The 25,849-nt window shown below is 39.8% G+C and carries 18 protein-coding genes; 5 read left to right on the forward strand and 13 right to left on the reverse strand.

Translation table 11 applies throughout. From position 1 onward, the window contains the following. Positions 1 to 141 precede the first annotated feature (141 nt). From OB69_RS04790 to OB69_RS04825, 8 genes are all read right to left on the reverse strand, one after another. Complete coding sequence (locus OB69_RS04790) at positions 142 to 588, reverse strand: hypothetical protein (protein ID WP_053222568.1); 447 nt, start codon at positions 586 to 588, stop codon at positions 142 to 144. A gap of 13 nt (positions 589 to 601) precedes the next feature. Continuing rightward, positions 602 to 1,012, reverse strand: coding sequence for a winged helix-turn-helix domain-containing protein (locus OB69_RS04795; RefSeq protein WP_053222569.1), 411 nt, complete (start codon positions 1,010 to 1,012; stop codon positions 602 to 604). After that, positions 1,005 to 2,483, reverse strand: coding sequence for an ATP-binding protein (locus OB69_RS04800; RefSeq protein WP_053222570.1), 1,479 nt, complete (start codon positions 2,481 to 2,483; stop codon positions 1,005 to 1,007). The genes OB69_RS04795 and OB69_RS04800 overlap by 8 nt, the downstream gene beginning before the upstream one ends. Before the next feature lie 11 nt (positions 2,484 to 2,494). Continuing rightward, positions 2,495 to 5,827, reverse strand: coding sequence for an Eco57I restriction-modification methylase domain-containing protein (locus OB69_RS04805; protein ID WP_053222571.1), 3,333 nt, complete (start codon positions 5,825 to 5,827; stop codon positions 2,495 to 2,497). A 1-nt stretch (position 5,828) separates the two neighbouring features. Next, positions 5,829 to 9,176: a helicase-related protein gene (locus OB69_RS04810; RefSeq protein ID WP_053222572.1), complete on the reverse strand. Its 3,348-nt coding sequence runs from the start codon at positions 9,174 to 9,176 to the stop codon at positions 5,829 to 5,831. Between the two features lies 1 nt (position 9,177). Beyond that, the gene (locus OB69_RS04815; protein WP_053222573.1) at positions 9,178 to 9,369 is read right to left on the reverse strand and encodes a helix-turn-helix transcriptional regulator; all 192 of its coding nucleotides are present in this window, start codon (positions 9,367 to 9,369) and stop codon (positions 9,178 to 9,180) included. 686 nt (positions 9,370 to 10,055) lie between these two features. After that, the gene (locus tag OB69_RS04820; protein WP_053222574.1) at positions 10,056 to 11,429 is read right to left on the reverse strand and encodes a sensor histidine kinase; all 1,374 of its coding nucleotides are present in this window, start codon (positions 11,427 to 11,429) and stop codon (positions 10,056 to 10,058) included. After that, positions 11,419 to 12,789: a sigma-54-dependent transcriptional regulator gene (locus tag OB69_RS04825; protein ID WP_053222575.1), complete on the reverse strand. Its 1,371-nt coding sequence runs from the start codon at positions 12,787 to 12,789 to the stop codon at positions 11,419 to 11,421. The genes OB69_RS04820 and OB69_RS04825 overlap by 11 nt, the downstream gene beginning before the upstream one ends. 224 nt (positions 12,790 to 13,013) lie before the next feature. Between OB69_RS04825 and OB69_RS04830 the strand changes: the two genes are divergently transcribed. Beyond that, the gene (locus tag OB69_RS04830) at positions 13,014 to 15,395 is read left to right on the forward strand and encodes an ABC transporter permease (protein ID WP_053222576.1); all 2,382 of its coding nucleotides are present in this window, start codon (positions 13,014 to 13,016) and stop codon (positions 15,393 to 15,395) included. A 21-nt stretch (positions 15,396 to 15,416) separates the two neighbouring features. Beyond that, a complete protein-coding gene (locus OB69_RS04835) occupies positions 15,417 to 17,822 on the forward strand; it encodes an ABC transporter permease (protein WP_053222577.1) in 2,406 nt (801 codons plus the stop codon). Between the two features lie 73 nt (positions 17,823 to 17,895). Here the strand turns inward: OB69_RS04835 and OB69_RS04840 are convergent, their stop codons facing one another. After that, a complete protein-coding gene (locus tag OB69_RS04840) occupies positions 17,896 to 19,443 on the reverse strand; it encodes an SDR family NAD(P)-dependent oxidoreductase (RefSeq protein WP_053222578.1) in 1,548 nt (515 codons plus the stop codon). A 167-nt stretch (positions 19,444 to 19,610) separates the two neighbouring features. Here OB69_RS04840 and OB69_RS04845 point away from each other — a divergent pair, with 167 nt between their 5' ends. Then, the gene (locus OB69_RS04845) at positions 19,611 to 20,105 is read left to right on the forward strand and encodes an RNA polymerase sigma factor (protein ID WP_053222579.1); all 495 of its coding nucleotides are present in this window, start codon (positions 19,611 to 19,613) and stop codon (positions 20,103 to 20,105) included. 5 nt (positions 20,106 to 20,110) lie between these two features. Next, the gene (locus OB69_RS04850; RefSeq protein ID WP_221404853.1) at positions 20,111 to 20,692 is read left to right on the forward strand and encodes a hypothetical protein; all 582 of its coding nucleotides are present in this window, start codon (positions 20,111 to 20,113) and stop codon (positions 20,690 to 20,692) included. A 238-nt stretch (positions 20,693 to 20,930) separates the two neighbouring features. Here the strand turns inward: OB69_RS04850 and OB69_RS04855 are convergent, their stop codons facing one another. After that, positions 20,931 to 21,818, reverse strand: coding sequence for a dienelactone hydrolase family protein (locus OB69_RS04855; RefSeq protein WP_053222581.1), 888 nt, complete (start codon positions 21,816 to 21,818; stop codon positions 20,931 to 20,933). A gap of 166 nt (positions 21,819 to 21,984) precedes the next feature. On the opposite strand from OB69_RS04855, the gene OB69_RS04860 reads away from it, so the two are divergent. Continuing rightward, positions 21,985 to 23,292, forward strand: coding sequence for a M20/M25/M40 family metallo-hydrolase (locus OB69_RS04860; protein WP_245620781.1), 1,308 nt, complete (start codon positions 21,985 to 21,987; stop codon positions 23,290 to 23,292). Here the strand turns inward: OB69_RS04860 and OB69_RS04865 are convergent, their stop codons facing one another. From OB69_RS04865 to OB69_RS04875, 3 genes are read right to left on the reverse strand one after another with little or no spacing between them, the layout of a single operon-like run. Beyond that, the gene (locus OB69_RS04865; RefSeq protein ID WP_157608491.1) at positions 23,293 to 23,784 is read right to left on the reverse strand and encodes a hypothetical protein; all 492 of its coding nucleotides are present in this window, start codon (positions 23,782 to 23,784) and stop codon (positions 23,293 to 23,295) included. 13 nt (positions 23,785 to 23,797) lie between these two features. Further along, positions 23,798 to 24,475, reverse strand: coding sequence for an XAC2610-related protein (locus OB69_RS04870; RefSeq protein ID WP_053222583.1), 678 nt, complete (start codon positions 24,473 to 24,475; stop codon positions 23,798 to 23,800). Beyond that, the gene (locus OB69_RS04875) at positions 24,472 to 25,773 is read right to left on the reverse strand and encodes a hypothetical protein (protein ID WP_053222584.1); all 1,302 of its coding nucleotides are present in this window, start codon (positions 25,771 to 25,773) and stop codon (positions 24,472 to 24,474) included. The genes OB69_RS04870 and OB69_RS04875 overlap by 4 nt, the downstream gene beginning before the upstream one ends. Positions 25,774 to 25,849 lie beyond the last annotated feature (76 nt).

The raw sequence follows: 25,849 nt of genomic DNA on the forward strand, positions 1-25,849 counted from the left end.
GCTCACGGCCGTCTACTCGATTGTGTAATCGTGCTTTTTTTCTTTCGTCCGTGCGTAGGGAAAGACACACTCTTTGACAAGCATTGGCTGGTGCGTTTGGCTTGAGCGGCTTGGCAATGTGTGTGGCTTTGAAGCGGGGGATTAAACATGGTCAAATTTTAAGTTCGTTAATAATCTGTCTAGTTGCCCATTGGGTGATTTGTACCCAACCACTATGTTGTCGCTTAGGCTCAGAATTGTTTCATTCTTATGAATTGCAGTTTCTCTCGTCACTCTTGTAATGTCTATCGCAAAAGGTGAAATAATCAACAATCTTTTCTTCTCTATATTTTCAAGCAAACTTTTGTCCCAACGTTTTTTTAGTCCCCTGGGTAATACCAAGACAAGCGGCTGTGCACCTTTCAATAGAATATCGAAAACATCTTTTTCTATTTGAGAGTGATTACCGCAAACCACACAGTTTCCTTTATGCCTTTGAAGTTTTGCCCATTCGTAACTTTTGAGGACGACTTCTGCCGGGCATTTTCTAGAGCTTAGAAAGCCTGTTTTGTGATGTTTCAGTATGTCCTTGTTTCCGAAATACTCCATTTTATAACGAGGTCTATTTATCCTTTAGCAAAGCAGAAAACTTTTTAGTTATTTCATAGCCGCCTGCTCTATTTGAGCCTTTGTATTCAATAGCATTCAACTGTTTCAAGATTGCGATGTGGCGTTCTAATGTTTTGTATGACTTGTTCAGCTTTTCAGCAATTTCAGAAGCTCTAATACTTTTTTCCGTGAGAATTATTGAAAAGATCTGTGTCATGGACTCTTTTACACCCTCGGTTATTCCCTCAATTACTCCCTCAGTTATTCCCTCATTGAGACCTTTGTAAGTCCAATGGTAATTCGTTTTTGAACTTATTCTTATCTCGCCACTTTGGCGAGATTTTGGCGAGATAGATAAAAATATCAGGCTGCGAGTAGTTTTGTCTCGCCACTTTGGCGGGGTTATGGCGAGATAATTATTCATACATCTGGTATTTCGTGCTCGGACCTGATCCTACTTTTATAAGTAAGCCTTTATCAGTCCATTCTTTTAAATAACGCTCTGCAGTTCGAGTAGCCAACCCCGTGAACTCAACAAAATCAGATTTAGATATTGGTCGTTTTTCGCGGAAAATCTCGAAGTTCTGTAATTCTTCTGAACTTAAACTATCTATAGTTTCTTTTCCAATAGTCTCTTTAACACCTTCAACTGTCCTAGGAAACGTCAAGGTTAAGAAAGGTTCTTTAAATGTGTATTTTGGAATAGGTAAGCCATATTCTTTATTTAGTGATTTAAAGGTTTTCATTCCAAAGCCTTTTTCTTCTACATAATCCATCAAGCTGAAAGCGTAAGTAATGATTGGGTTACGGCTTAACGATGGAGCTTCAAAGGTGTTGAGTTCATCCAATGAAATGGCTGGCAATGGTTTTCCTGGACTGGTTACAATCACTTTGTTTTCATCAATCTTAATCTCACACTTCGCGCCTTCAATTTCATAATCTCTATGAACCAATGCGTTCACAATGGCTTCACGCAAAACTTCGATGGGAAAATCAGGAACATCTTTTCTTTTGAAACCACTTGTGTCTTTTGATAGTGGCAATACTTTCTTCAACCATTCCTCAATTTGGTCAGGAAGAAGAACCAAAGCATCAGCAAAATCTTTGGGTTCAATTTTTTGGTTGCCGTAGGTAACATGTGCCTTTAAAACCGCATTCTTGAATTTGGCACGCGGATTTTTACCAAAAAGCAAGACGCCAAAACCTGTAGGCACAAACTGTTTCTTTTCCTTGTTCCACTCCATAGCTCCAAAGTCTGCCAAGTATTCAAGGAAGGTTTCATCCGAAGCTTTGAAGTCTAGACTTGATTCTTTGATGAATTTCTCAAGGGCTATATCCGAAAATTTACTGCTATCGTAATTGGTAACAGGAAGCTCAATAGGCGTGCGCAAATCCTCTTCTTCGGTTTCTCTTTTTCTTTCTAAAGCTTGTTTTAAAAAGGCTTCGTTTTCTTTTTCTATGATGCGCTGAAACTCTCTGTCAAACATTTTGACTTCTACACCATGATTTTCGAGATGCTTAATTCCCTTTCCGTCTACAGTTGGGTCGCTGTCTTCTATACCGACAAATACTTTTTTAATACGGGCATTGGTGGTTCTGCGACAGCATGGCACTTTTGGTGGATTTCTTTCCACACAAGGTTCAAGGGTGGTGAACAGGGTGCAGCCTTCTAAATTTTCATTGGGGAATTTACGCTCAAGCAAAGTGAATTCGGCATGGTCGCCTTCTCTTAACTCGCCACGGTAGGCTGTTTCAATTCGGCCATCAGGAAAAAGCAATACGGCACCTACCTTAGGTGGCACTTTGCCATCTGGTCTTGGTTCATTGACGCTTTTGTTCATTACGTCAATGGCCATTTGCATCAATTCCTTATCTGTGTATGTTTTTTTAGCCATAGATATCTTTTTTAATCCTCGTCCTCCTCACTTTCATCCGCCTCCCCAAACAAAGCCTTGCCCATGCGGTACTTGATATCGTAGTTGATGATAAAATCCAACTCCGCCTCCGTAAAACCATAATGCTCCGCCAATACCGTGTCGATTTGGTCGATGATGGGTTTGGATTTTGAGATTTTGTACTCATAGATATTCCCATTCGCTCTTTTATCGTATCGTGTAATACGATTTTCTTTAAAGGATTCCTCAAGATTTCTTGATAGTTCGGAAAGCTGCGACTCCCTTGCAGTGGTATAAGGAAACTCATTCAAATGCCATATGCCAAAATGCCAACAATCTGATATTGCTGAATAAAAGAAGTAATGAGCGGTAGAATTGAAAAAACAAAAAGTTGAATTAATTCCATCACTGGATATTCTTAATTCTTTGAATGACTTCAGAGGCGTTAAGTATGGAGAAAACTTGAAAGGGAAAACCCAATAAGTTTCACCGTAGTCCTTGATGAAAAACACTTCTTCCTTTTTCGAAGCAACTTTAGAGTATGATTTATCCGATGAATTAATTTTATTCCACACACTAACTTCGATGTCAGAGGAAAGCTTTGGGAATAACCCCTCTCGCTGAGAGTCTGCTGAAATGAAAGAGTACTCTAACTGTTCAAAAAGGACTTTAGTGCTCTTCGTTCTTAAATATTTGGTTGAGTGAATTTTATTAGACTGGCAGCCTTTATTAAAGGTGAGCACGATGGAAACTCTTTGAGAAATCCCCTCGAATAATGATTGAGGTCTGATTGCATGATTGGTTATATAAATTGCGCCATAAGTATTCGATAATTTGGTTCTCAATTCCGAATAATCCCTAATTCCACTTATGCTCATTGGAACGATAAGTCCGCTGTAAGATTTCTCATTAGAAATCATGTTGCACCGTAGCTGAACATATGCATAAAGATTAGAATGTCTCGAACCTTCAAAGAGAATTTTATATTCAACATCACTAGTTTGCACATAGGGCGGATTCCCCACAATACAATCAAAGCCACCTTTAGCCGCTACAATCTGGTAAAATTCAGCAAACCAATGGAAGGGTTGGTGGCTATGCAGCCATGCTTCAAAATCTTTTGGTTTTCGCTCGGCATCTATACCATAGTTGGTTGCGAGATAGACGTTGAGCTTATGGTTGAGTTCTTTCAGTTTACTCACTAATTGGGCTTTGGCTTGTTTAAAGCTGTCACTCCCTTGGTCGTTAATCAATTGGCTATTTTGGAAGTGGCCAAATGCTTTGCTTACCAATTCAAATTCTTCTTTAAACTCTTCTAATTTATCGGCAGCAAAAAGGGGCTCTTTCTTTTGTATGGTCTGCAGTAACTCGTTTTCTGTTGCAAAACCAATGAGGGTATTTCCTGCACGGATGTTAAAGTCTATATCGGGCAAGGGTTCTAAACCAAAGTTGTCTTTGCGTGGGTTTACATCTACGGTGGCTACCAATTTTAAGAACAAACGAAGCTTGGCAATCTCTACTGCTTCGTTCATAATGTCCACACCATAGAGGTTGTTCAGGATAATGCTCTTAAAAATGAAGTATTGCAAACTGGGGTGTTGGTCGCTTTTAACTTCGGCCAATGTTTCTTCAAAGAATTTGTGTTTGCCCGGTTGCTCCGCCACAAATTGCTCCATGCGAATGATACAAGCTTCATAAAGCGGTTCTAAAATATTGAGTGCTGCAAACAAAAATGCACCTGAGCCACAAGTAGGGTCAAGAATCGTAATCTTATTAATGGCTTTGTAGAAATGACGGATAAAAGCAGCATCCTCTGAATTCTCAATAAAGTCTTGGGTAAACTGACGAATATTGAGATTGTAAGTAATAAAATCGTTGATGTGGTTGATTTCGCTTTTTTCTATTTTGGCCTTGATGTCTGCATAGCGTTTTCTGCGCTCAATCAATTCACGGTAAATCTCGGTTGGCAAACCAATTTCGGTAGGGGTTTTTTGGTTCCACGCTTGGCGCAATTCCCACAAATGGGGTTGAGTAGTAGCTTCCACCACTTTGTCTTCCAAAGGGTGATTAATGCCTTCTTGCACCTCTTCGGGCAAATCGGCAAACAAATCATCGCTTTCGGGAATGCCGTGTTTTACTGCATCATAGATATATGTATTGCCACTTTCTTTTAAGAATTGCCAAAGCTCAGCTTCTGGTTTAAAAGCTTTCTTGTAATGACGTTCGGTTTCGTCAAATAGAAAAGGAATGATGGTGTTTTTGCCAATGTAGTCGGTAATGTCTTCTTTGGTGTAATAAGCACCCATAGCAGCCCGGTCGTTGATGTACTTTTCAAAGATGTACCCAATTACATCGGGGTTAATGTCTTTGCCGGTGGCTTCAATGCTGCTGTCTAAGTGCCAATTCCATTGATCAAAGAAGTTGAAAATCTTCTTGAAGGCATCATCGTCAATTTCAATTTGATCAAATTGGCGTTCCAATTCATGAACATCAAACAAACCACCATTGAGGTAGGGGATTTTACCCAAATCAACTGGCAATTCAGATTTACGTTTGATTTTTGGTTTGCCCAAACCGTCATGAAATAGTTCCAACAGGAAGCTGCGGTAAAAACTGTAGAAATTCGTTTGTCCTTCGAGTTCTTCACATCGTCTGAGCTTGTTTTGCAGGTAATTCAAGTCCTGATCCAAAAAGCCTTTCTTTTGGATAAAGTAGCAAAACATCAAGCGGTTGAGCATTAAAGAAGCATACCATTGTTTGTTTTGGTTTTCCTTGTTGCCAATGTGGTCGTCAATGCCTTCAATAAAATCGAGAAAAGCAACATGCTGCTTCTTAAACTCGGTGTAGAATTTTTTGGTGACCTGCTCTGAATTTTTGGCAAACCCTTCACGTATGCGGATACCGACATCAACAATGGTGATCGTTTCTTCTTCATCCAAAGTGAACAGTAGGTTTTTCATTCGTTGGAATAAACCTTCCACATCTTGGTGGCTGTACCAACTTACCTCACGTACTTGCTTCGGTTTGTTTTCTTCCTTAACTGCTAATTGCCAAATTTGGTGCTTTTGGTCTTGGTCAGCATAGATGATTAAGTGTTCAAAGTAGTTTTTCGAGACTTTGTTTTCAATCTGTTTACGAATGTTGCTAACGGGAATTTTTCCATTAGGCAGTGGCGGACAAAGCAGAATGACAAAACCTTTTTTCTGCGCCACGCCTTTGAGCATAAAGGCATCATTATTAACGGCAACAGGCAATTGGTTGGCAAATGTGTCCCATCCTAACTCATTGAAGAGCGTTTCGAAATCAAAATCCTTGATGTAGTTTGTAAATGTCTGTTTCTTCATACTACTTGATTTTTAATCCCATGGAACAAATGATTTGTGGCTCTTTTTGCTTGCTATCATCATCACCAATCAAACTTAGCTTGACATCTTCCCGCAAAGACACCACAAGGTTTGCCAATTCTTCATCGGTAATGCCCGTTTTCAATTGGCGGTTGATGGTTTCACGCGCAAACTCGCGCATAGGGTAATCGTAAATATCCTGAATAGCACGCTTGAGTTCTTCGGTTATCCAAAGCGTACCTTCATTTTGTGATGCATAACGTTCCAATCGATTGTAAGCCCGATAACGAGCACCTGTTTTTTTGCCCAACTGTCCGCCTACTTTGGCTTCCGTTTCCTTAATGTGATTGAGTCCGAATTTTACCAATTCATGATGTTTTTCAAAGCGCTCTAAAGGTTCAACATCAGGGCCACATTTCACCGCTTTGAGAATTTGAAACTGAGACTGAGTAACGATTTTATATTTTTCGTCCACCCAAGCCAAGATGTCATTTTCATTGTGTGTTTTGGTGTAAACAATGGAACCGTTTAACTTTTGGTCTTCACTTCCTTTCTTGGTGGCATAAATCACATCGGGTAAATCGGGAATAGTTTTCGCTAATTCAGGTTCGGCATCAATGGCATTTTTCCAAATTTGGTAAGCGTAAGAAGCTAAGTCCACTTCAATATCTTCTTCCTCATCTAATAAGCCTGATTTTTCGTTGTATAAATCAGCAATGTTAACCGGATCGCCTTCAAAGAATACTTCATCAGAGCCTACGGTTTCAGCGTTTTCACGAATGCGTTGCGACAATCTGCCTCTCAGGTTGATGATGTTCTCGATACCATCTTCAGGCAAGAAGGAATAACAAAGAATTTCGTGGTGCTTTTGGCCAATTCTGTCCACACGCCCTGCACGTTGAATCAAGCGAATGATTGCCCAAGGCAAATCAAAGTTGAGCACAATGTGTGCGTCCTGTAAGTTTTGACCTTCACTCAATACATCAGTCGTGATAAGTACACGAATTTCTTGCCCTTTCGGAATATCCTTTTCATTGCTTCTAGGACTGAATCTATGGGCAAAGGCAGTAGGATTTTCATTAGCGCCTGTTACACATTCTACTTTATCAAGACATCTTTTCTTTAAGGATTGATAGAGGTAGTTGGCCGTGTCGGAAAACTGAGTGAAAATCAATATTTTTTCGTCCTTGTGTTTTTTGGTAACAAGGTTGTAAAGAGCATTTAGCTGGCGGTCATTTTCTTGATGCCAATCTTTACCTAGTTTCAGCACACTCATAAGTTCTTTGCTGTCACCAATGAGATCATTTTTTAATTTCTCATTAAACAATTGACTTCTAATCCACTGGTATTTGGATTTCTTTGCGAACAGTGAATCATAATATTTTTCAGCTCTTTCAAGATATTGCTTTTGAGTGGTCAATATTTCGGTATTGTCGTCATCTTCATTATCCGAATCCGAATACATGAAATCATCTATCAAACCTGCCTCCTGTTTGCCAACAGGAAAAGGTAAGTCGTTTTCTATGGCATATATAAATAGGTAATTCCTAAGAATATGTCGGCTAATGGAAAGTAAAAATGAGTAACCGCTACTTTCCAAGCGTTTGAATAAGTTGGTTCTAGCAAAACCAATTAACCTTGTACCTGCACGACCAAGGTTCTCTTTGATGATAATTTCTTCTTTGGAAATTTCTATCGTTGGTTTTTTGTTTTCATAGCCCTCTTGTCCTAAACCATAGCGAGGAAGAATTAAATCATCAATAGCATCTACGACCTTATTGGAATATAATTGAGCATATTGGTCTTTGGGATCTTTGGGGTCGAAAACATATTCTACTTTTTTGGGTAATCTGTCCGGGAAGTAGGATCGTGTACCATCGGGAAATTCAAGATACTTTCGACCCATCTCAGGGTCGTCAATGGCATAATTGGATTTAATAAAACTACGTGTTCTACGGACCAAAAAGAGTCTCATCAACTCTGCCCAATCGTCAGAGAACGGACTTTTTTCAAATGCTGGGATTGATGTTTCTGATACTTGGTGATTGGCTAAAAAGTGAACTCGACCGCCAATGCTTTCAATGTATTGTTCGGGGCTAATTCCCAAATTGTACTCTTCGTCTAAAAACAATCGCAGTTGATTGCTTAAATCGAGATACGTCTTGTTATATGGCGTTGCTGTTAGCAAGATAACCTTACTATCATTTAAATGGATATATTCTTGAATCGCACGATATCGTTTCCCGTCCCGATTTCTGAGATTATGGCTTTCGTCAACAATAATCAGTCGGTATCTGCGCTCGTTGGCTAATTTTGTTTGAGCCTGAGTAACTGAAATTACTTTTGCCCTCAATTGGTATTTGTGGGCATAATCACGCCACATTTCCACCAAGTTTTTTGGGCAAATGATTAAAGTTTCCAAGAAAAAATCGTCCTCAAACATTTTGGCTAAGGCAGTTGCGGTTATGGTTTTTCCTAAACCAACTACGTCACCAATGATAACACCACCTCGATGATGCAAATGATGAGCAGCTACTTTAACTGCGCTTTGTTGGTAGGGAAGCAGTGATTTTTCAAAAACCTTTGGGAGTTGAAATTCTGAGATTCCTGCTCTTGCTTCTCTTGAAAGGTGATAGGCAATTTTCAAATAGACATGATAAGGGGAGTACAGTTTTTCAGTAGCCCAACTTTCATCAATGATTTGAGCCAACTCTTCTGTGATATCGATGCTCCATCTGTCTTCCCAACGGTCTTGATACCATTTAGATAGTTTCTTTGCGGCATCACCCTCAACAACATCCACATTCAGTTCACCTTGTTTGGTAATTCCTGCAAAAGTTAAATTAGAACTACCAACGAAACCAATAGTTGGGCTATTATAGTCTTCACGATGGGCAAGGTATAATTTAGCGTGAAGAGTATGCTTTAAGTGAAGCTTTACAACTACTCGCTTTTCTCTTAATTGTTTAGAGAGTTTTTTTAATGAGATTTCATCTTGATTGGTTGGATTACCAATGATTAATTGCTCTTTAAACTCCTTTGCAATCTTCTTTTTTAGCTCAAGAGCAATATTATTGTCTAAAGCTCTTTTTTCGCTTGAAAAGAAGTCACGAATTTCTTCCTCGGGTAATCGTTGCATCCCAATCAATACTCGGCAATGGTATTTGCTCTCATCATCGAATTCTTCCGGTAAATGCCCACCGGGAAGTTTATCAATCACACTTGCAACTTTTTGCCAACCTCTTAAATTGAAGTAGCCAATACAAAAATCTGCTCTCAGCGATTTTTCTAAGGTTTTATTAAGTCCTTCCTCAAGGTGTTTCTCAATGTTGTCGAATATTGTTGGCATATTATCTATCTTCTTTAATCAAGTCCTTAACTTCTACGTCAAGTATTTTGGCTATTTCAAAAAGAACTTCCAATCTTGGTTGTTGTCGGTTCTGCACGTATCCATTAACCATGTTATAACTTTTTCCAAGCTTTTCAGCCAACCAAGTTTGCTTAATTCCTTTCTCTTCAAGTACTTCCTTTATTCGGTTCATGTCCGCATAAAATTAAGTCGCTAAAATAGCCCAAATTTTCCATTTATCTCGTTTTTCAATATACATTTCGTTCGTTTCCTTGTTGGTCTGTCCGAGCGAGGGCAAAAAAATAGGCTCTTTTGGTTCTTTTGCGTTTGGCTTGTGGGTCGGCAAAAACCAAATGTGCCTATTTGCGCGTTGGCTTTTTCAGCATGTTGCACAACGTGTCGGTATACGCAACTAGTTGCGTATATATTTCATGTAATTTATCAAAACTTTCTTATTGCACACCAAATAATGGTAGAGATAAGGATTTCTACTTCTGTTAGATAAGATTGCTTCACGTAAGCTCCTTTATATAGTTAGACTTTGGCAGGTTCGCAATGGCGATCCGATTGAGCGTTTGTGGTGATTTGCATTCAAGAATAATGTGTGATTGAGGCTGTTATTAACCGAATATATCTGCGTTCATCGTCATTGCGAACCTGCTTCAGCTTTTCGAAGTGATGATGTTTACGTGAAGCAATCTCTATGATTCTTTAACCGCAAAGGGCACAAAGCTTCGCAAAGATTACAAAATGTACACACTGCGAATTGAGCTACGTACATGTAGCTTATTATTAAGATTGCTTCTGAATTCTTGCCTAGCGGCTACTAATTCATCGCAATGACGGCTCCGAATTAACATTTGTTCATCCTCACTACACTCAAACGCTGCCAGCCAGCTTAATCCTAAACTCAGTAGTTCTTTTGCTTCCGTCTACACTAAAGTTAATTTCGCCTTTATGGGCTTGTACAATTTGTTTGACTAAACTGAGCCCAACCCCAGAACCATTGGATTTAGTGGTATAAAACGGAATGAAAATATTTTCCTGAATTTCTTGGGGAATGCCTCCGCCATTATCCATAATCGAAATTTGAAAACCACCAGATTTTTCTTCTATCAGGGTAGGTTGCTTCACGACTAAACGGATAGTACCCGTATTGGCTTCCACCGCTTCTTTGGCATTCTTCAACAAGTTAATCAGCGCTTGCTCCATTAAGTCTGGGTCAATGTGTAAGGTGAAGGTTTCTTTAGGCAGCTCCATATGGAACTGAATATTGCTTTGGGCCAGTGTAGGTTTAAAAAGCGAGGCAATGCGCTGGAAGTAAAGTTGGCCTTCAACAGGTTTGATTTGAGGTAGTGGCACGCGTGTTAAACTTCTGTAGGCTTCGGTAAAGGCCATCAGTCCGCCACTGCGGTGTTGTATGGCATCTAGTCCTTCATGTAAGGATTGGAGCTGCGCTTCGGTTAAATCTTGACCCGATATCCTTGATTGGTTTACAAAATGGTTGAGCGTAGCAGACAGTGAAGTAATAGGCGCTACTGAATTCATAATTTCATGAGTCAGCACACGAATCAACTTTTGCCAAGCCAGCATTTCATTATTGTCCAGTTCGGTATGGATGTCGTGAATGGAAACCAAAGTGTATTTGGTTCCTCTCAATTTGAAAATAGAAGCCTTGATAGAAAGCTGAAATTCTTTACCGTTGATGGTTACTTTTAGCAATTCATTTTGGCCAATTTTTAATTGAAGTATAGAATCATAAAGTGTTGAACTGATTGTTTTTATACTGTTCAATGTAATCAGTTCGTCTTTACCCAATAACTGCTTGAGGGCTTTGTTCGCTAAATGAATTCTTTCTTTATCGTCATAAGAAAGCACACCAATTTCGAGCTGCTGCACCAACACCGACAGGTACTGATATTCGTTGGCTTCGCGCTGTGAAGCCTCGATAAACTTTTGGTTTACTTGGTTAAAACTGTCATAGAGTTTTTTAAAACTCTTGCCTTTTTTATCGGCTGAATACTTTAGGGTGAAATCATTATGGAGAATAGCTTCCAGAAAGTTCTTGGTGTCTTTGTTCGTTCGGTTGATATAATAGAAAAGCTCAATCAGAACCGACAGAATGAAAATGACAATAAAGAATAAGCGAATGTAATTGAGGTCCTCAAAAATGTAGAACAGCAAAAAGGCCAGCCCCACAGTGATAAGGAGTAGTCTTATAATAATCTGAATCTGGAAATGCTTAGAGTTCATATTTTTCCATTCTACGGTACAAGGCGCCACGGCTCAGCCCCAGTTCTACAGCTGCATTGCTAATATTTCCTTGATGCTTTTTAATACAAGTTTCTATCGCCCATTTCTCTAGCTCTTCTAAGTTAAAGCTCTCTATTTGTGCGTTATCGCTGGTGTTTTGGCTACTTAAGTTGAAATCCTGAACATGAAGTTGTTTGCCGTCACTCATAATTACCGCACGTTCAATGCTGTGCTGAAGCTCCCTGATGTTGCCCGGCCAATCGTATTTTTCAAGCTTGGTAATGACATAGTCAGGTACGAAAAGCCCTTTCTTTCCATATTTGGTTTTATACAAATGGATGAAGTGCTTGGCCAATACAGGAATGTCTTCTTTGCGTTCGCGTAGGGCAGGAAGGTGGATTTCGATGGTATTGATTCTAAACAGCAAATCCTGTCTGAATTCGCCTTCACTGACCATTTGTGGTAGATTGGCATTGGTGGCGCAAATCAAACGAACATCAATGGCTTTGGCATCATTGGACCCAACAGGCACAATTTGTCGGTCTTGAATAACGCGTAACATTTTGGCTTGAAGCGGAAGAATCAGGTTGCCGATTTCATCTAAAAACAAAGTACCTTCATTGGCCGCTTCAAATTTTCCAATGCGGTCCGTTTTAGCATCGGTAAAAGCACCTTTCTTATGCCCGAAGAGTTCGCTTTCAAAAAGGGTTTCGGTAATGGCGCCCATATCAACATTCACAAAAATGGATTTGTAGCGATTTGAAGCCCGATGAATTGCCCGAGCAACCAGTTCTTTTCCTGTTCCGTTTTCGCCTGTAATTAGAATATTGGCATCGGTATGTGCTACCTTTTCAATTTGTTGAAAAACCTGCTTAATCTTTTCCGATTCACCAATAATTTCAGTGAAGGGAGCATCGAGCATGTCATTCAATACGCTTTGTTTCGAACTTAATTCCTTGACCTTTTGGTTTGATTTGTTCAATTGAAAAGCAGCGGAAATAGTACTGAGTAGTTTTTCGTTTTGCCAAGGTTTGGTAATGAAATCGAAGGCACCCAGTTTTATAGCTTCTACGGCCAAGTTAATCTCTCCATATGCCGTAATCAGTACAATGGAAGTTTCTGGGGAAATGGTCTTAATTTGATTGAGGTAGTGTAAGCCGTCATTTCCAGAGCTTTCGCCAGCCTTAAAATTCATGTCCAAAATAACAAGGTCGTAATTATTTTCGGCCAATGCGGTTTCAATTTGAAGCGGATTGTTAATGCCCCGAACATCCTCATAATGCTGCTCCAATAAAATACGGATGGAAAGCATCACATAATTGTCATCGTCTACAATTAGAATTCGACCTTTGTTTTTCATAGCTGCCTAAAACACCAAATTTATACCAAGTTTACAATATGCTGATTCATTTACTTTTAGTAATATGAATGTATTGAAAAGTGCCCAATTTTGGGCACTTCTGTTTTACTGATGGACAAAAGGAACAGCTTAAATGAAAGTAATCGACTGTAACTTCCTGATATTCAGATATATTTAATATTGGTTCAAAATTGGTCATTGGAGAAGTGTCAAATACTTAAGCTATGATTAAAAATTACTTCAAACTCGCTATTCGTAACCTCTGGAAAAACAAGCTGGTAACTGGCACCAACCTGATTGGCCTTACTTTAGGGATTTCATGCAGCTTACTTCTACTGCTTTATGTTCAGTATGAATACAGAATGGATGACTTCATTCCAGAGAAAGAGAATACTTATTTTCTATATGGAACTCAGACGGGTGTAAATGCAAGAAAAGTGGGGCTTTCCATTGAGAATGACTACAAAGATTTATCGAGCAATTATGCCGGAATTAAAGAAACTGCGATTATCAGAAACAATAGCAGTGATTTTTACCCAGAAAATAATTCAACCAATAAACTGAATATCGACTATTGGTATGCGAGCAGTAATTTCTTCGAGTTTTTTGGTTTTCCTTTAATCGAAGGAAACGCAGCTCAAGTATTGAGTGACCCTTCTTCCATTGTAATTACAGAAAGTACGGCCATAGCCTTGTTTGGTACATCCCATGCCATTGGAAAAACAGTGACCATGGCTGGGGTTTCGTCTGACAAAGCCTTAGTGGTGCGTGGAATTGCGGCTGATGTTAAGAATTCGCATATCAAATTCAAAGCGATTATTCCTTGGGAAATGACTTTTCCTGATGGTTCGCAACCCACAAAAGGCTTAGCCTATTCTCTTTACACTTATGTAAAAACCGCATCAGGCGCTAGTATTGATGAAATACGAACACTTAAAAATCAAAAATTAGCCCAGGAACCAGATTTTGATGGAGACTTCAGCTATGAGTTTCTACCCGTAACGGATATGTATTTAAGATCTGGAGACATTCAATTTATGTCTTTCTCTTCAGGAAGCGCTTCGGCCATTCAAACGCTCTTATTTATTGCCATTATTATTTTGTTGGTGGCTTGTATCAACTACATCAATTTACAGACTGCAAAAGGAGCGAGGCGATCGATGGAGGTTGGCGTGCGGAAAGTAATGGGTGCGCACAGAGGCCAACTGATCCGTCAGTTCTTAGGCGAAGCCGTTTTGATTACGATCATTTCTGCGGTGTTCTCCATTTTGTTGATTGATGTAGGTTTATCGTCATTCAATCAGCTGACGGGTAAAGAATTCACCACGGCTACTTTAATGAATGAAGGTTTGCTACCTGTTTTATTGGGGGTTGTTCTTTTTACTTCCTTGTTTTCAGGGCTTTACCCTGCATTAGTGCTGTCGTCTTTCCAGCCTTCTCAGGCGCTTAAAGCTTCGGCACGTGAATCTTTAAAAGGAGGAAGGGCACGTAAAACATTGATGTTTGTTCAGTTTGTGATCTCTATATTTTTGATCGCTGTTACCGTAATTGCCTTTAAACAAAACCAGTTTTTACATCAGAAAGATTTAGGTTTCAACAAAGACCAAGTCATTACTTTTAGTGTTTCCACCAAGAACTTAAGTAGAAATTATAGATCATTCAAAAGTGAAATTGATGCTTATCCGAGTGTGGTGGCTTCATCGATAAGCACAGATGTGTTGGGGAATGGTTATACAAATAACTCTGGGCCGATGATGTCTAAGACCAATCCAGACTTGAGCGCAGTCACCACCATTTTTGGAGTAGATTTCGACTTTTTAAAAACTTATGATTTGGAGTTAGTGAACGGTAGAGATTTCGATATACAATCTTCATTAGACTCCACTGCGCTTATCGTAAACGAAGCTTTTATTGCTCAACTCGGCTTAGATAATCCGATGGAAGACGAAGTGACGCTTTATAACCCCAATAACAGAGGAATGAAAATTATAGGTGTAGTGAAGGACTTCCACTTTCAAAAGCTTCATCAGAAAATCAGTCCGGTAGCTTTTAGAATTGCCAACAGAAATTTATGGAACCTATCGGTGAACATTAAGGCCGAAAATATTCCAGAGACACTTGCATTCATAGAAAGTAAATGGGCCGAATTTGAACCAGATCAACCATTTACCTACAGTTTTGTGAACGATGAGTTTGCACGGTTCTATGCCAGCGAAACAAGGTTATTGAAGGCCATTAGCTTCTTTTCTATTGTGAGTATTGTGCTTACTGCTTTAGGTTTATTCGGCATGGTCACTTTCGTGATTGAGCGAAAATTGAAAGAAATAGGTATTCGTAAAGTGTTGGGGGCTTCTGGTACTAATATCAACTTCATTATTCTAAAGGAGTTTTTGGTTGTGTTGGCCATTGCGGCTTGCATTTCAATTCCTTTGGCGCTTGGTGCTGGAAAAGAGTGGCTTTCAAATTTTGCTTACACTACCAATATTGGAATAATGCCCTTCGTGGTCGCGTTGGTTATTTCTCTAGTGATTGTACTGATTACCGTTGGTTTACAGGCCATTAAAGCCGCTAAAGCCAACCCAATAAATGCTTTGAAAAGCGAATAACTCAAACAAAAACAACACATCATGCTCAAAAACTATTTTAAAATTGCCTTTCGTACCCTTGCCAGAAGTAAGGGCTACGCCTTCATCAATATCCTTGGCTTGGCCATTGGTATTACAGGAGCCACGCTTTTGCTCACCTATGTAAAAGATGAAACTTCTTTTGATCAGTTCCACAGCAAGGCCGATGATATTGTACGGATAATTGCAGTAGATAAAACTGGTGAAGCACCAAGGAAGTTTGCCGTTAACGCTGCTGTTTTTGCTTCTACTTTGGTAGAAGAATTGCCAGAGGTAACCAAGGCCACTACCTTGTTTATGCGGGGTGGACATATGAATTTCACCATTGATGGAGTCCGTTTTGCACAACGAAATTACTTCATTACAGACCCTTCATTTTTTGAAGTATTTGATTTTGAGTTTTTGGAAGGAGATAGGGTTACAGCATTGGCTGAACCAAATTCTGTGGTGTTGAGTGAAAATGAAGCCATTCGTTATTTTGGCACAACCGATGCGCTAGGCAAAACTATTACCTCGCCATTTGCCGGAGAATTTAAAGTAACAGGCATTTCGAAGAATACTCCCGCCAATTCGCACATTAAATTTGACGTACTGATTTCACAAAATTATTCTGACCCGCAATGGCAACAGATGCTCACCAGTTGGGAACAAATTGGCCCTAGTTCCTATTTAGTGCTAACCAAGGGAGCAGACATTGCCGATGTGCAAAAGAAAGCCGAAGCCATTGCCAATGAAAGAATGGGGGCGCCAATGGCAGATATGGTTGATTTTGAATTGCAATCCCTTAAGGATATCCATTTCGAATCGGCCAATATTGAGCAAAGCATAGCTCAAACCAGTGGTGATAAGAGTTATATCCTTATTTTCATTTCCATTGCTATATTCTTAGTAGTCATTGCTTCGGTAAACTACATGAATTTGGCTACTTCTAGGGCTGTTTTTAGGGCCAAAGAAATTGGAATAAGAAAAGTAGTAGGAGCCGTTAAAAAGCAGTTGGTCGCTCAATTTTTAATGGAGTCTTTGCTAATCACATTAATCTCCCTCATTGTATCCATTGGTCTTACCGACCTCAGCATGCCTTTCTTTAATGATCTTACGCAAAAGAATTTCGACTTTAGCTGGGCTACTTTAGGGGAATATTTACCGATGCTACTAGGGCTTACCGCTATTATTGCTTTACTCTCTGGAATTTACCCTTCCTTTTTCATGACCCGTTTTAAAACAGTAGATGTACTAAAAGGTGAACGTAAAACGAGCAGTCCATTTGCTCTGCGTAAAATATTGGTGATCGCGCAATTTGCCCTTTCCATTATCATGATCATTTCAACCATTGTGGTAACCCAGCAAATGAACTATATCAACGATAAAAATCTTGGGTTTGATGATAGTAATTTGGTAGTAATTGATATTAACAATGGAAATGTTAGGAAGAACTTTAAAGCCATGCGTACCGAATTGGCTAAAGTGACCGGAGTAGAATCGGTATCTGTTTCCACTCGCGTACCAGGCGAATGGAAAAATATTGATGAAGTTACAGCAGTCACCAACAATGTAAATCAACAGACTCGGGATTCGGTGGATGTTTTTTATATGGGCTTTGATGAAAATCTGATTGAGACTTTCGGTTTTAAATTAAAGGACGGAGTGAGCTTTACTGGCGTTGATGCTACTGATAGCACTAAAATATTATTGAATGAGACAGCTGTGGCCACTTTTGGTTTAGAAAACCCAATAGGGGAAACCATAGAGTTAACTTCACAAGGCAGAAGTATACGAGTACAGATCATTGGTGTGGTAGAGGATTTCAACTTTCAGTCGCTACACAATAAAGTAGCACCAATGATTCTTGGTTATTGGAATAACCCTGCGGCCTCAATAGATTATTTTACCGTAAAGGCCAGGGGTAATATGGCGAATGTGGTAGCGGGGCTTACGGAAGTGCACAATAAGTTCGATCAAGCTACGGCCATGGAGTCACACTTTTTAGACAGTCAAGTGGCGAATTTTTATCAGGCAGAGCAGCAGGCCAGTGTAATTTACAAGGTAGGGGCTGGACTCAGTATTTTCGTGGCTTGTTTGGGCTTATTTGGTTTGGCTTCGTTCACTGTTGAAAAACGAATCAAGGAATTGGGTATCCGAAAAGTGTTAGGAGCCAGTCAGTTGAGCTTGTTCTATTTACTTTCATCCACTTTCGCAAAGCAGGTGTTTTTGGCCTTTATCATTGCTAGCCCCTTTGCTTTTTGGATTATGAAAAATTGGCTGAATGGATTTGTCTATCATGTAAACATGAGCCCAATCTCGTTTATTGTGGCGGGATTGATGACGATGGTGATTGCATTATTGACAGTGAGTTATAGGTCAATACTAGCCACCAAATCCAATCCAGTAGATGCGTTAAGAAGCGAGTAACAGCAAGCCTTTATATCAAAACAGCCCTTTAATGAAATCCATTAAAGGGCTGTTTTTTTAAGTGAAGTTTAGGTTACCAATCTATTGGTCTGTAGTCTTTTAAGAATTTACCACACCAGTGTTTTCCAGTGTTAATTCCGTCAAACAAAGGATCTAAAACTCGGGCGGCTCCATCTACAATATCCAGCGGTGGCTGAAAGTCGTGTACCTCTTGCTTCATCTTAGAAAGCTCCGCTGGGTCTTCATCAGTCACCCAACCCGTATCTACAGCATTCATATAAATTCCATCCTTCGCAAAGTCAGAAGCAGAAGTGTGCGTCATCATGTTCAAGGCAGCTTTGGCCATGTTCGTATGCGGATGTCGGTCTTCTTTATGGAAACGATGGAACTTGCCTTCCATGGCCGAAACGTTAATGATGTGCTTCATGCCCGTGTTTTCTTTTCGCATTAAATTCGAAAGGCGGTTACACAAAACAAAGGGGGCAACGGCATTTACGAGTTGCACTTCCACCATTTCTGGTGTTTCAATTTGACCCAACTTCAAACGCCAGCTATTGGTCTTTCTTAGGTCAACTTGCTGTAAATCGGCATCTAATTGCCCTTCAGGGAATACTTCTTTAGTAGGAAGAGAATTATCGAAACTATACGGAATCTGCGATAATTGTGCAGAAGCCCTAATTCCAATTCCGGGTTCTGGTGCGTGCCAAGTGACCGAAAGGGCATTATTCTTCTTGTCTGAAACACCTGAAGAAAGCGTTCTCAATTCCTGCAAACAGTAATGGTGATCGGCCAAAAGATCTTTCATATAAGGCGTGAGTTTCTCAATGGGTTTTTCCTCGTTCTCCATCAGGTGATGGTAAAAACCAGAAGGCCTTCTTACGGTTTGTGCCGCGTTATTAATCAGAATATCAAGTCGATCGTATTTCTGCTCTATGTAATTGCAGAAGATCTCTACACTCGGAATATGCCTTAAATCTAAACCGTGAATCTTCAAACGATGTCCCCAGTCGGCATAATCTGCCTCTTTCGAATAACGAATGGCTGAATCCACAGGGAATCGGGTAGTGGCTACAACGGTAGCGCCAGCCCTTAAGAGCATTAAGGTAATGTGGTAACCAATCTTAAGTCTGGAACCAGTAACCAAGGCCACTTGGCCGGTAAGGTCTGCAGTTTGAAATCTTTTGGCATAATTGAAGTCACCGCAATCTTTGCACATGGCATCGTAGAAATGGTGTACTTTGGTGTATACTGCTTTGCAGACATAGCAGTTTCTTGGCGATTCTAGTTCTGGGGTATCCAGCATTTCTGGTTCCACCAAAGAAATGAGTTTTGGTGCTTCAAAAACAACTTGCTCTCGGGCACTTCGAATACCAGTAGTTTTTCGAGCATGTTTATCGCGTTCAATCATTTTACGTTTGGCAGCTTTTTTGGCGTCCTTTCTGCGCCTTGCAAACTCATCTCGGTCGGGACGGGTTAATTTTCCAGCCGCCATAAATAAGGCTACTCGTTGTTCCTCAGGCATTTCAAAGAGTTGGTTGGTATCGCCAACAAGGCGTTCCATTACTTCAATACAGCGTTGTATTTCTTCCTGACTTAGCTGTTTATCGGCCTCTTCTTTCATAAAACAAAGGATTGGAAATTATGGCTGCAAAGGTATACATTAAACCTGATTTCAACTTTATAAATGAAGTAACTCACCGAAGTGCTACGGATGAAATTCTAAAAATTTACGTCCTTGTGTAAGAAATCCATTGCCTGTTGGTACTAGTAAATTGAGAATAAGGCAAAATGACGGAAAACGAAATCAATCACATTTTTCAAACCTGGTTAAAGCAGCATAAAGCTTTACTATTTAAAATAGTGAGGTCCTATGCCTTTAACGAAGAAGACAGAGATGATCTTTTTCAAGAAATCGCGATTCAGGTTTGGAAGTCTGTGGCGAGCTTTAAGCAACAATCAGCGGTAACCACTTGGCTCTATCGTGTAGCGTTAAACACGGCCATCAAATGGACTACCAAGGAGCGAAAGCACCAAGATAGACATGAGTCGATTGATGTTAGTCAGCACATTATTGAAAGTCATCAACCGCCAGACGATCGGTTGGCTTGGTTGTATGAGGAAATTGCCCAACTCAATGAGGTAGATCGTTCACTCACCCTCTTATTATTGGATGGGTTCAGCTATAAAGAGATGTCCAAGATTTTGGGAATTTCTGAAAGCAACGTAGGAGTGAAGATCAACCGAATCAAAAAACATTTAACCACGAAATCAGAAAAATCATGATCGCCATGGAATTTAAGGAAATGAAAAAAATATGGGATACGCAGAACGATGAGGCACTTTATGTCATTAATGAAGATGCACTGCACAGAAGAATTAAAGCGAAGAAAGTAGGTACAAAAAGAAGAACCAGTTTTTCAGAAGTGGTACTTATTGCCTCTAACCTTTGTGCGGGAGGCGTAGTAATTATATCACATTTACTGAAAAATAGTGGCAATGTAGCTGCAATTACTATGGGAGCTATGATGATGTTTGTTGGGGTATATATTTTGTTTCTGCGCTCACAAAGAATCAAAAGAGATCAGCAAACGGATGTTTCTATTTTGGGAGACTTAGAGAATGCGATTGAGAACATCAACTATCGAATTAAGCTTTCTCAATCCATGATTTGGTTCTGCTTGATTGTGATTGCACTCACTATGTTTACTGTACTCAATAGCGATCAATCTGTGTTTAACATTGTCTTGATCTCGGCTTTCTTTATTTTAGGCTTTATTATGAGCCGTTGGGAACACAAGCGATTTAACCTCGGAAAAAAGAAGCAACTGCTAGACCTAAAGGAAAAACTGATCAACGAATTCGAAATGTAATTTCAATCTTCTATAAATAAAATGGCTTCTCTAGAGAATAGTGAAGCCGTTTTTTTATGATTACGAACTATTTGGAAACGTCCACTGAAAGGATTGATGTGTTTTGTATCTAGCCCCTTCAGGGCTTTTGAAGAAATTAGATTGTATATGTCGAAGGGTTACACCCTTCGTTTAGTTATTACGTCCTTTCAGGGCTAATAGGTAGAGTGATTTTTATTTTAGACTAAATAAATACGAGTTAAACCAAATTATCCTTAAAGAACTTGATGGTTCTTGACCAGGCTAAAGTAGCAGCAGCTTCATCATAACGAGGAGTGGTGTTGTTGTGGAAACCATGGTTTACATCAGGGTAAATAAAGGCTTCATACTTCACATTATTGGCCTTTAGTACTTCCTCGTAAGCAGGCCATCCCGCATTCACTCGGGTATCTAAACCAGCATATTGTAACATCAAAGGAGCCTCAACTTTGGCAGCATCTTCTGCTGAAGGCTGACCACCATAGAAAGGAACTGCTGCGCCTAAAGTAGGGACTTTCACTGCCATCATATTGGCAATCCAACCACCAAAACAGAAACCAACCACGCCTATTTTACCATTACAATCGGGGTGATTGCGTAAATACTCATAAGCAGCAATGAAATCCTCTAGCATCTCGTTTCTATCGCGCTTGCTTTGCATTGTCCTTCCCTCATCGTCATTGCCGGGGTAGCCACCCAGCGGAGTGAGTGCATCGGGTGCTAAAGTGATAAAACCATCTACAGCAGCTCTGCGTCCTACATCTTCGATATAAGGGTTTAACCCACGGTTTTCATGCACCACAACTATCCCCGGTAGTTTACCGCTCGAATTGTTGGGTTTAGATAACAAACCTTTGATGGTGCCTCCACCTTTTGGCGATTCATAATTGATATAATCTGAACTAATTCTTTCATCGTCTGGGGCTACTAGCATGGTGTCTTTATAATTGGGCATCATAAAGCTCATAAGAGAACCAACGGTTATTCCACCAACCGCATAAATGGAAAGCCTTTCCATAAAAGCCCTTCGGTCAATTTTACTATGGGCATAATCATCATACAGATCAAAAATTTCCGGATTGACTTCTTCTTTGGTTAGCTTTTTCATGTGAGTATAGATTTGGTGGGTTTAACTTATTGATTGACTGTTGAATATAGCTGAAAGTTTAAGGCGAGACAAGAGGTGTTTTATGGTGAAGAACATAAAACGTTCATCAGAAAGCCTTTAATCAACTCAAATTTAAACGCTATCTTCATTCCGAATAAAGACCTAAATGATGAAGAGATTTACCGCCATACTTTTCCTGACTTTCTTAAGCATTAACCTTTTTGCCCAAAAGGCTGAGATTGACAAGGCCTATACCAAAGAAATTAAGAACCTTACTTTGGAGAAACAGCTTGAAAAGGCTTTCCAAGTGATAGATGAGCTTGAGCCTCAATCTCAAAGTGATTTGGTGTTACTTACAGAAATTGAAGCGCCTCCGTTTAAGGAAACCAAACGGGCCTTAAAGTATAAAGAAATGCTGGAAGAAGCCGGTGCTGATCGGGTATGGATTGACGAAGTGGGAAATGTATTGGCCTTAAAGAAGGGTACGAAAGGTGGTAGAACTGTCGCTTTAGATGCACATTTAGATACCGTTTTTCCTGAGGGAACTGATGTAAAAGTAAAATACAAAGGCGATACTATGTACGCACCCGGAATCGGAGACGATACCCGAGGTTTGGTGGTAGTGCTAACCACCTTAAGGGCTTTGAATAAGGCCGAAATTCAAACTGAAGCCGACTTGCTTTTTGTAGGCACTGTGGGCGAAGAAGGCTTGGGCGATTTAAGAGGTGTTCGTCACTTATTCGAGTCGGGCGAAGTTAAAATTGACGCTTGGATTTCGATTGATGGAGGTGCTATTGGTCGTGTCAATAATCAAGCGTTGGGGTCTAAAAGGTACAAGGCCATTTTTAAAGGGCCAGGTGGTCACTCTTGGGGTGCTTTTGGTTTGGGGAATCCCCATCATGCCATTGGAAAAGCGATTGATTACTTCGTTCAAGAAGCTTCTAAATTCACAGCAGAGGGGCCAAGAACTAGCTTTAATGTGGGGCGGATGGGCGGAGGAACTTCTGTGAATTCTATTCCTTTTGAATCATGGATGGAAGTAGATATGCGTTCAGTAAGCCCAGATCGTTTAAATCAAATTGATAAGATTTTTAAAGACGCCATGAACCGTGCATTGGTAGATTACAACAACAGCGGCATTAAAGGCGAGAAGCTCACTTTAGAGCTTGAGCAAATAGGAGATAGGCCCAGTGGCGAACTGCCGACAAGCCTAGCTTTGGTGCAGCGTTCCATGGCCGCTACTCAGTTCTTTGGTGAAGAACCTTCATTGACCAGAGGTTCTACTAACTCTAATATTCCTATATCGTTGGGCATTCCAGCAGTTACCTTAGGACGTGGCGGTGTAGGATCAGACGGACATTCATTGACAGAATGGTGGTTAAACAAAAATGGCGCTGATGCTATTAAATTGGCCTTATTAGTAACTGTGGCCGAAGCTGGTTTGGATAAAAATAGAAAGATCAGTAATAAGTGATTACTTATTAATAGTTAGGTTTATGTTTGACTTTATTTTGTTGAAGAATTTCTCTTGCCCTTCAAAGGTATAGCCACCAGAAGTTAATAATGCAGAGAAAGATGAAGTTTCAATTTTGAGCTCAGTTTCAGCAATATAATACTCCGAATACCTGAGTCTAAAACATCGAGCAATTTGAATTCTGACTTTAAACTTGAGTAAAATCCACATAAGAGAAAATGGGATTGGTGTTATTTGCTCTTCTCCTCTAATCAAGTGAATTGATTTAATTTCTTCGAAAGGAATTGGAATTGCAATAGAATTTGAAACGTAAAAAGTATGCATCAGTATCCCTTTGGTATACATTTCAAAAACGGCTTTCCTTTTTAGAATATCATTTGGTAACAAGGCCTCATCATGGCTTTGAATCTCTTTCACATAATAACTAGTGCTACCTTTTAATTTGGTTTTAATGGGTGAACCAATAGCTAGAAGTTTTTGGCGGGAGTTCATTATTGTCTTCAAGTCAATTTTTGAATTTATTGACATTCCTATTCCAATAATCTTCGATAAAACCCCATTTGTTGTCCTTGTAGGTATCAATGATAGAATAGGGGAGAGTGTCTATTTCCGTGGAACTATTGTCAGGTAAATATTTAACTATTCTGATTTGCCAATCTTTATCGTTCTCCGAACAACCTTCCCCATAAATGGTAGCTACCCTAACAGTTTTAAAATTATCAATTCTGAAAAGATGGCTTATCCAGTAATTATCTGCACATCCAGCTCTACTATACGAATAATAGTAGCTCTTGTCACTCTCAAAAATAGATGATAATAGATAAGGCTTGAGATCATCAACAAATCTGAAATTATGAGATTCAGGATCATACAAGTATAAGCGACTGTATGCAACTTGACTTATCCACGTTATTTTTAAGTCTATATATCCATCTTGATTAAAATCAACGAATTCTCTACCACCACTAGGACCAGTATAATCCATGGAGTCAAGGAAAATAACATTTCCATTCTTAGAGAATTTCAGAAATGAGTGCGTAGGACTATAGTGTTCTTCATTAAACTCAAGTCTGTTCCCTGAAACCATATAAGTAGTGTCCCAAACAAAATCTTGCGCTAGCAAGGGTATGGGAGAACATCCTAAAATGAATAGAATCGATATCTTATACTTGAGAAGTTTCATTTCAACCCACTTGCAGTGTGCGGATTGCTCAATAAAACCTTAAAGACTTCCCAGCGCTTTTCAGGCTGGTCTGCCGTACCGCCTTGTTTTTCAATATAATTCGCGACCAAATCTCTGCCGAGGTTATAATTGATTACATAGCTTCTGTACTGATCGAAAAAGCGGGTGCGTTGCAAAGCACGGTCAGGTTCGTAGAGCAAATATTTCTCTAGCCATTTGGCGGCTTCTTCTCTACTGATTTCTTTGTTCAAGTACTTTCTAGCCGCTTCGTTTCCGGCATAGTCTAGCTTGGCACGCAACTCTTGAATTTCATAATATTGCTCTGCCTTGTTCGGGTCAATTCCAGCCAAAGGAAAAAGCACTTCCTTCTCAAACTTGATTCTTTCTGCACCCGGAAAAGCCACGTTAATGCCGTAGTTGGCACTTCCTTCCGCAATAAGCGACTGAGGAGAGAAAAGCGGATACACCGAAAACTCTTTCCAGCCTTTTCCATTCACTAAGTTTTGCTCTAGCAAAGCATTAAAAACATGATGCCCAGGGTAACCTTCATGGCAAGCCAAATCGATGGCCCTTTCAATATAAATGGGAAAATCGGTGTTGAGCTGAATTAAACTTTGGCTGTTGCCCTGATAGTAATTGTAACCCGACCAAGATTTATCGTTCACATATTCTAAAGCAAAGTTTTCGTTTTCGGGTAGGTTGAAATGCAAATCGGTGCGCTTTCGGGCTTCGGTAATGGCGGCCCTGAACACAGCGTCTAATTTATCTTTAGGGATCACAAACTGACTCGCATAAGCTGCATACCGCTCTGAAATAGAGCCTTCTCCGCTAAGCGCATGATCAAGATCGCTTAATAAACTATCGAAGTGTGCTAAGTCATAATGAGGCGGTTCGGCATCGTATAATAGTTTTGCTTCTTCATCGAAAGTGAACGATTTTCCAGCCATCATCTCCACTTTGGTTTTCACAGCTGTCAACTGCTTTTTCATCATATTTAAGCGTGACTGCTCAAGCTCGGTAAATCCGTCACTATTCACTAATTCTAGCTGCATGAGTAGCAAGAAAGCTCTTTCTCTAAAATCTGTGGAAGGAAATACCGCTAGTTTTTCGCCTTTTGGTTTCCATTCTTCAGGGCCATAATAAGCGTCCACAAAGTCTAAATCGTATTGGCCAATTTCTAATACCAGCTTTACATAGGCTTCGGAAATTGAATTCATTTCTACATCAGATTCACTGGGTTTTCCGCAAGAAAGGCAGAAGAAAATGAATAGGGTGAATAATAAAGTTGGCTTTTTCATTGCTTCAAATATTATGACGAAACTCAAATGTAAGTGATTTGTAAATTGGTTTAAAATGGGTATTAAAAAAACGCCT

The sequence above is a fragment of the Roseivirga seohaensis subsp. aquiponti genome (assembly GCF_001267955.1).
GTDB classification, from domain to species: Bacteria; Bacteroidota; Bacteroidia; order Cytophagales; family Cyclobacteriaceae; genus Roseivirga; species Roseivirga seohaensis.

Excerpts from the sequence above, each read along its gene's own strand:
- OB69_RS04855 (WP_053222581.1), bottom strand. The coding sequence starts at position 21,818 with ATGAAAAAGCTAACCAAAGAAGAAGTCAATCCGGAAATTTTTGATCTG.
- OB69_RS04810 (WP_053222572.1), bottom strand. The coding sequence starts at position 9,176 with ATGCCAACAATATTCGACAACATTGAGAAACACCTTGAGGAAGGACTT.
- OB69_RS04840 (WP_053222578.1), bottom strand. The coding sequence starts at position 19,443 with ATGAAAGAAGAGGCCGATAAACAGCTAAGTCAGGAAGAAATACAACGC.
- OB69_RS04790 (WP_053222568.1), bottom strand. The coding sequence starts at position 588 with ATGGAGTATTTCGGAAACAAGGACATACTGAAACATCACAAAACAGGC.
- OB69_RS04825 (WP_053222575.1), bottom strand. The coding sequence starts at position 12,789 with ATGAAAAACAAAGGTCGAATTCTAATTGTAGACGATGACAATTATGTG.
- OB69_RS04835 (WP_053222577.1), top strand. The coding sequence starts at position 15,417 with ATGCTCAAAAACTATTTTAAAATTGCCTTTCGTACCCTTGCCAGAAGT.
- OB69_RS04815 (WP_053222573.1), bottom strand. The coding sequence starts at position 9,369 with ATGAACCGAATAAAGGAAGTACTTGAAGAGAAAGGAATTAAGCAAACT.
- OB69_RS04800 (WP_053222570.1), bottom strand. The coding sequence starts at position 2,483 with ATGGCTAAAAAAACATACACAGATAAGGAATTGATGCAAATGGCCATT.
- OB69_RS04875 (WP_053222584.1), bottom strand. The coding sequence starts at position 25,773 with ATGAAAAAGCCAACTTTATTATTCACCCTATTCATTTTCTTCTGCCTT.
- OB69_RS04845 (WP_053222579.1), top strand. The coding sequence starts at position 19,611 with ATGACGGAAAACGAAATCAATCACATTTTTCAAACCTGGTTAAAGCAG.
- OB69_RS04795 (WP_053222569.1), bottom strand. The coding sequence starts at position 1,012 with ATGAATAATTATCTCGCCATAACCCCGCCAAAGTGGCGAGACAAAACT.
- OB69_RS04860 (WP_245620781.1), top strand. The coding sequence starts at position 21,985 with ATGATGAAGAGATTTACCGCCATACTTTTCCTGACTTTCTTAAGCATT.
- OB69_RS04805 (WP_053222571.1), bottom strand. The coding sequence starts at position 5,827 with ATGAAGAAACAGACATTTACAAACTACATCAAGGATTTTGATTTCGAA.
- OB69_RS04820 (WP_053222574.1), bottom strand. The coding sequence starts at position 11,429 with ATGAACTCTAAGCATTTCCAGATTCAGATTATTATAAGACTACTCCTT.
- OB69_RS04870 (WP_053222583.1), bottom strand. The coding sequence starts at position 24,475 with ATGAAACTTCTCAAGTATAAGATATCGATTCTATTCATTTTAGGATGT.
- OB69_RS04850 (WP_221404853.1), top strand. The coding sequence starts at position 20,111 with ATGGAATTTAAGGAAATGAAAAAAATATGGGATACGCAGAACGATGAG.
- OB69_RS04830 (WP_053222576.1), top strand. The coding sequence starts at position 13,014 with ATGATTAAAAATTACTTCAAACTCGCTATTCGTAACCTCTGGAAAAAC.
- OB69_RS04865 (WP_157608491.1), bottom strand. The coding sequence starts at position 23,784 with ATGAACTCCCGCCAAAAACTTCTAGCTATTGGTTCACCCATTAAAACC.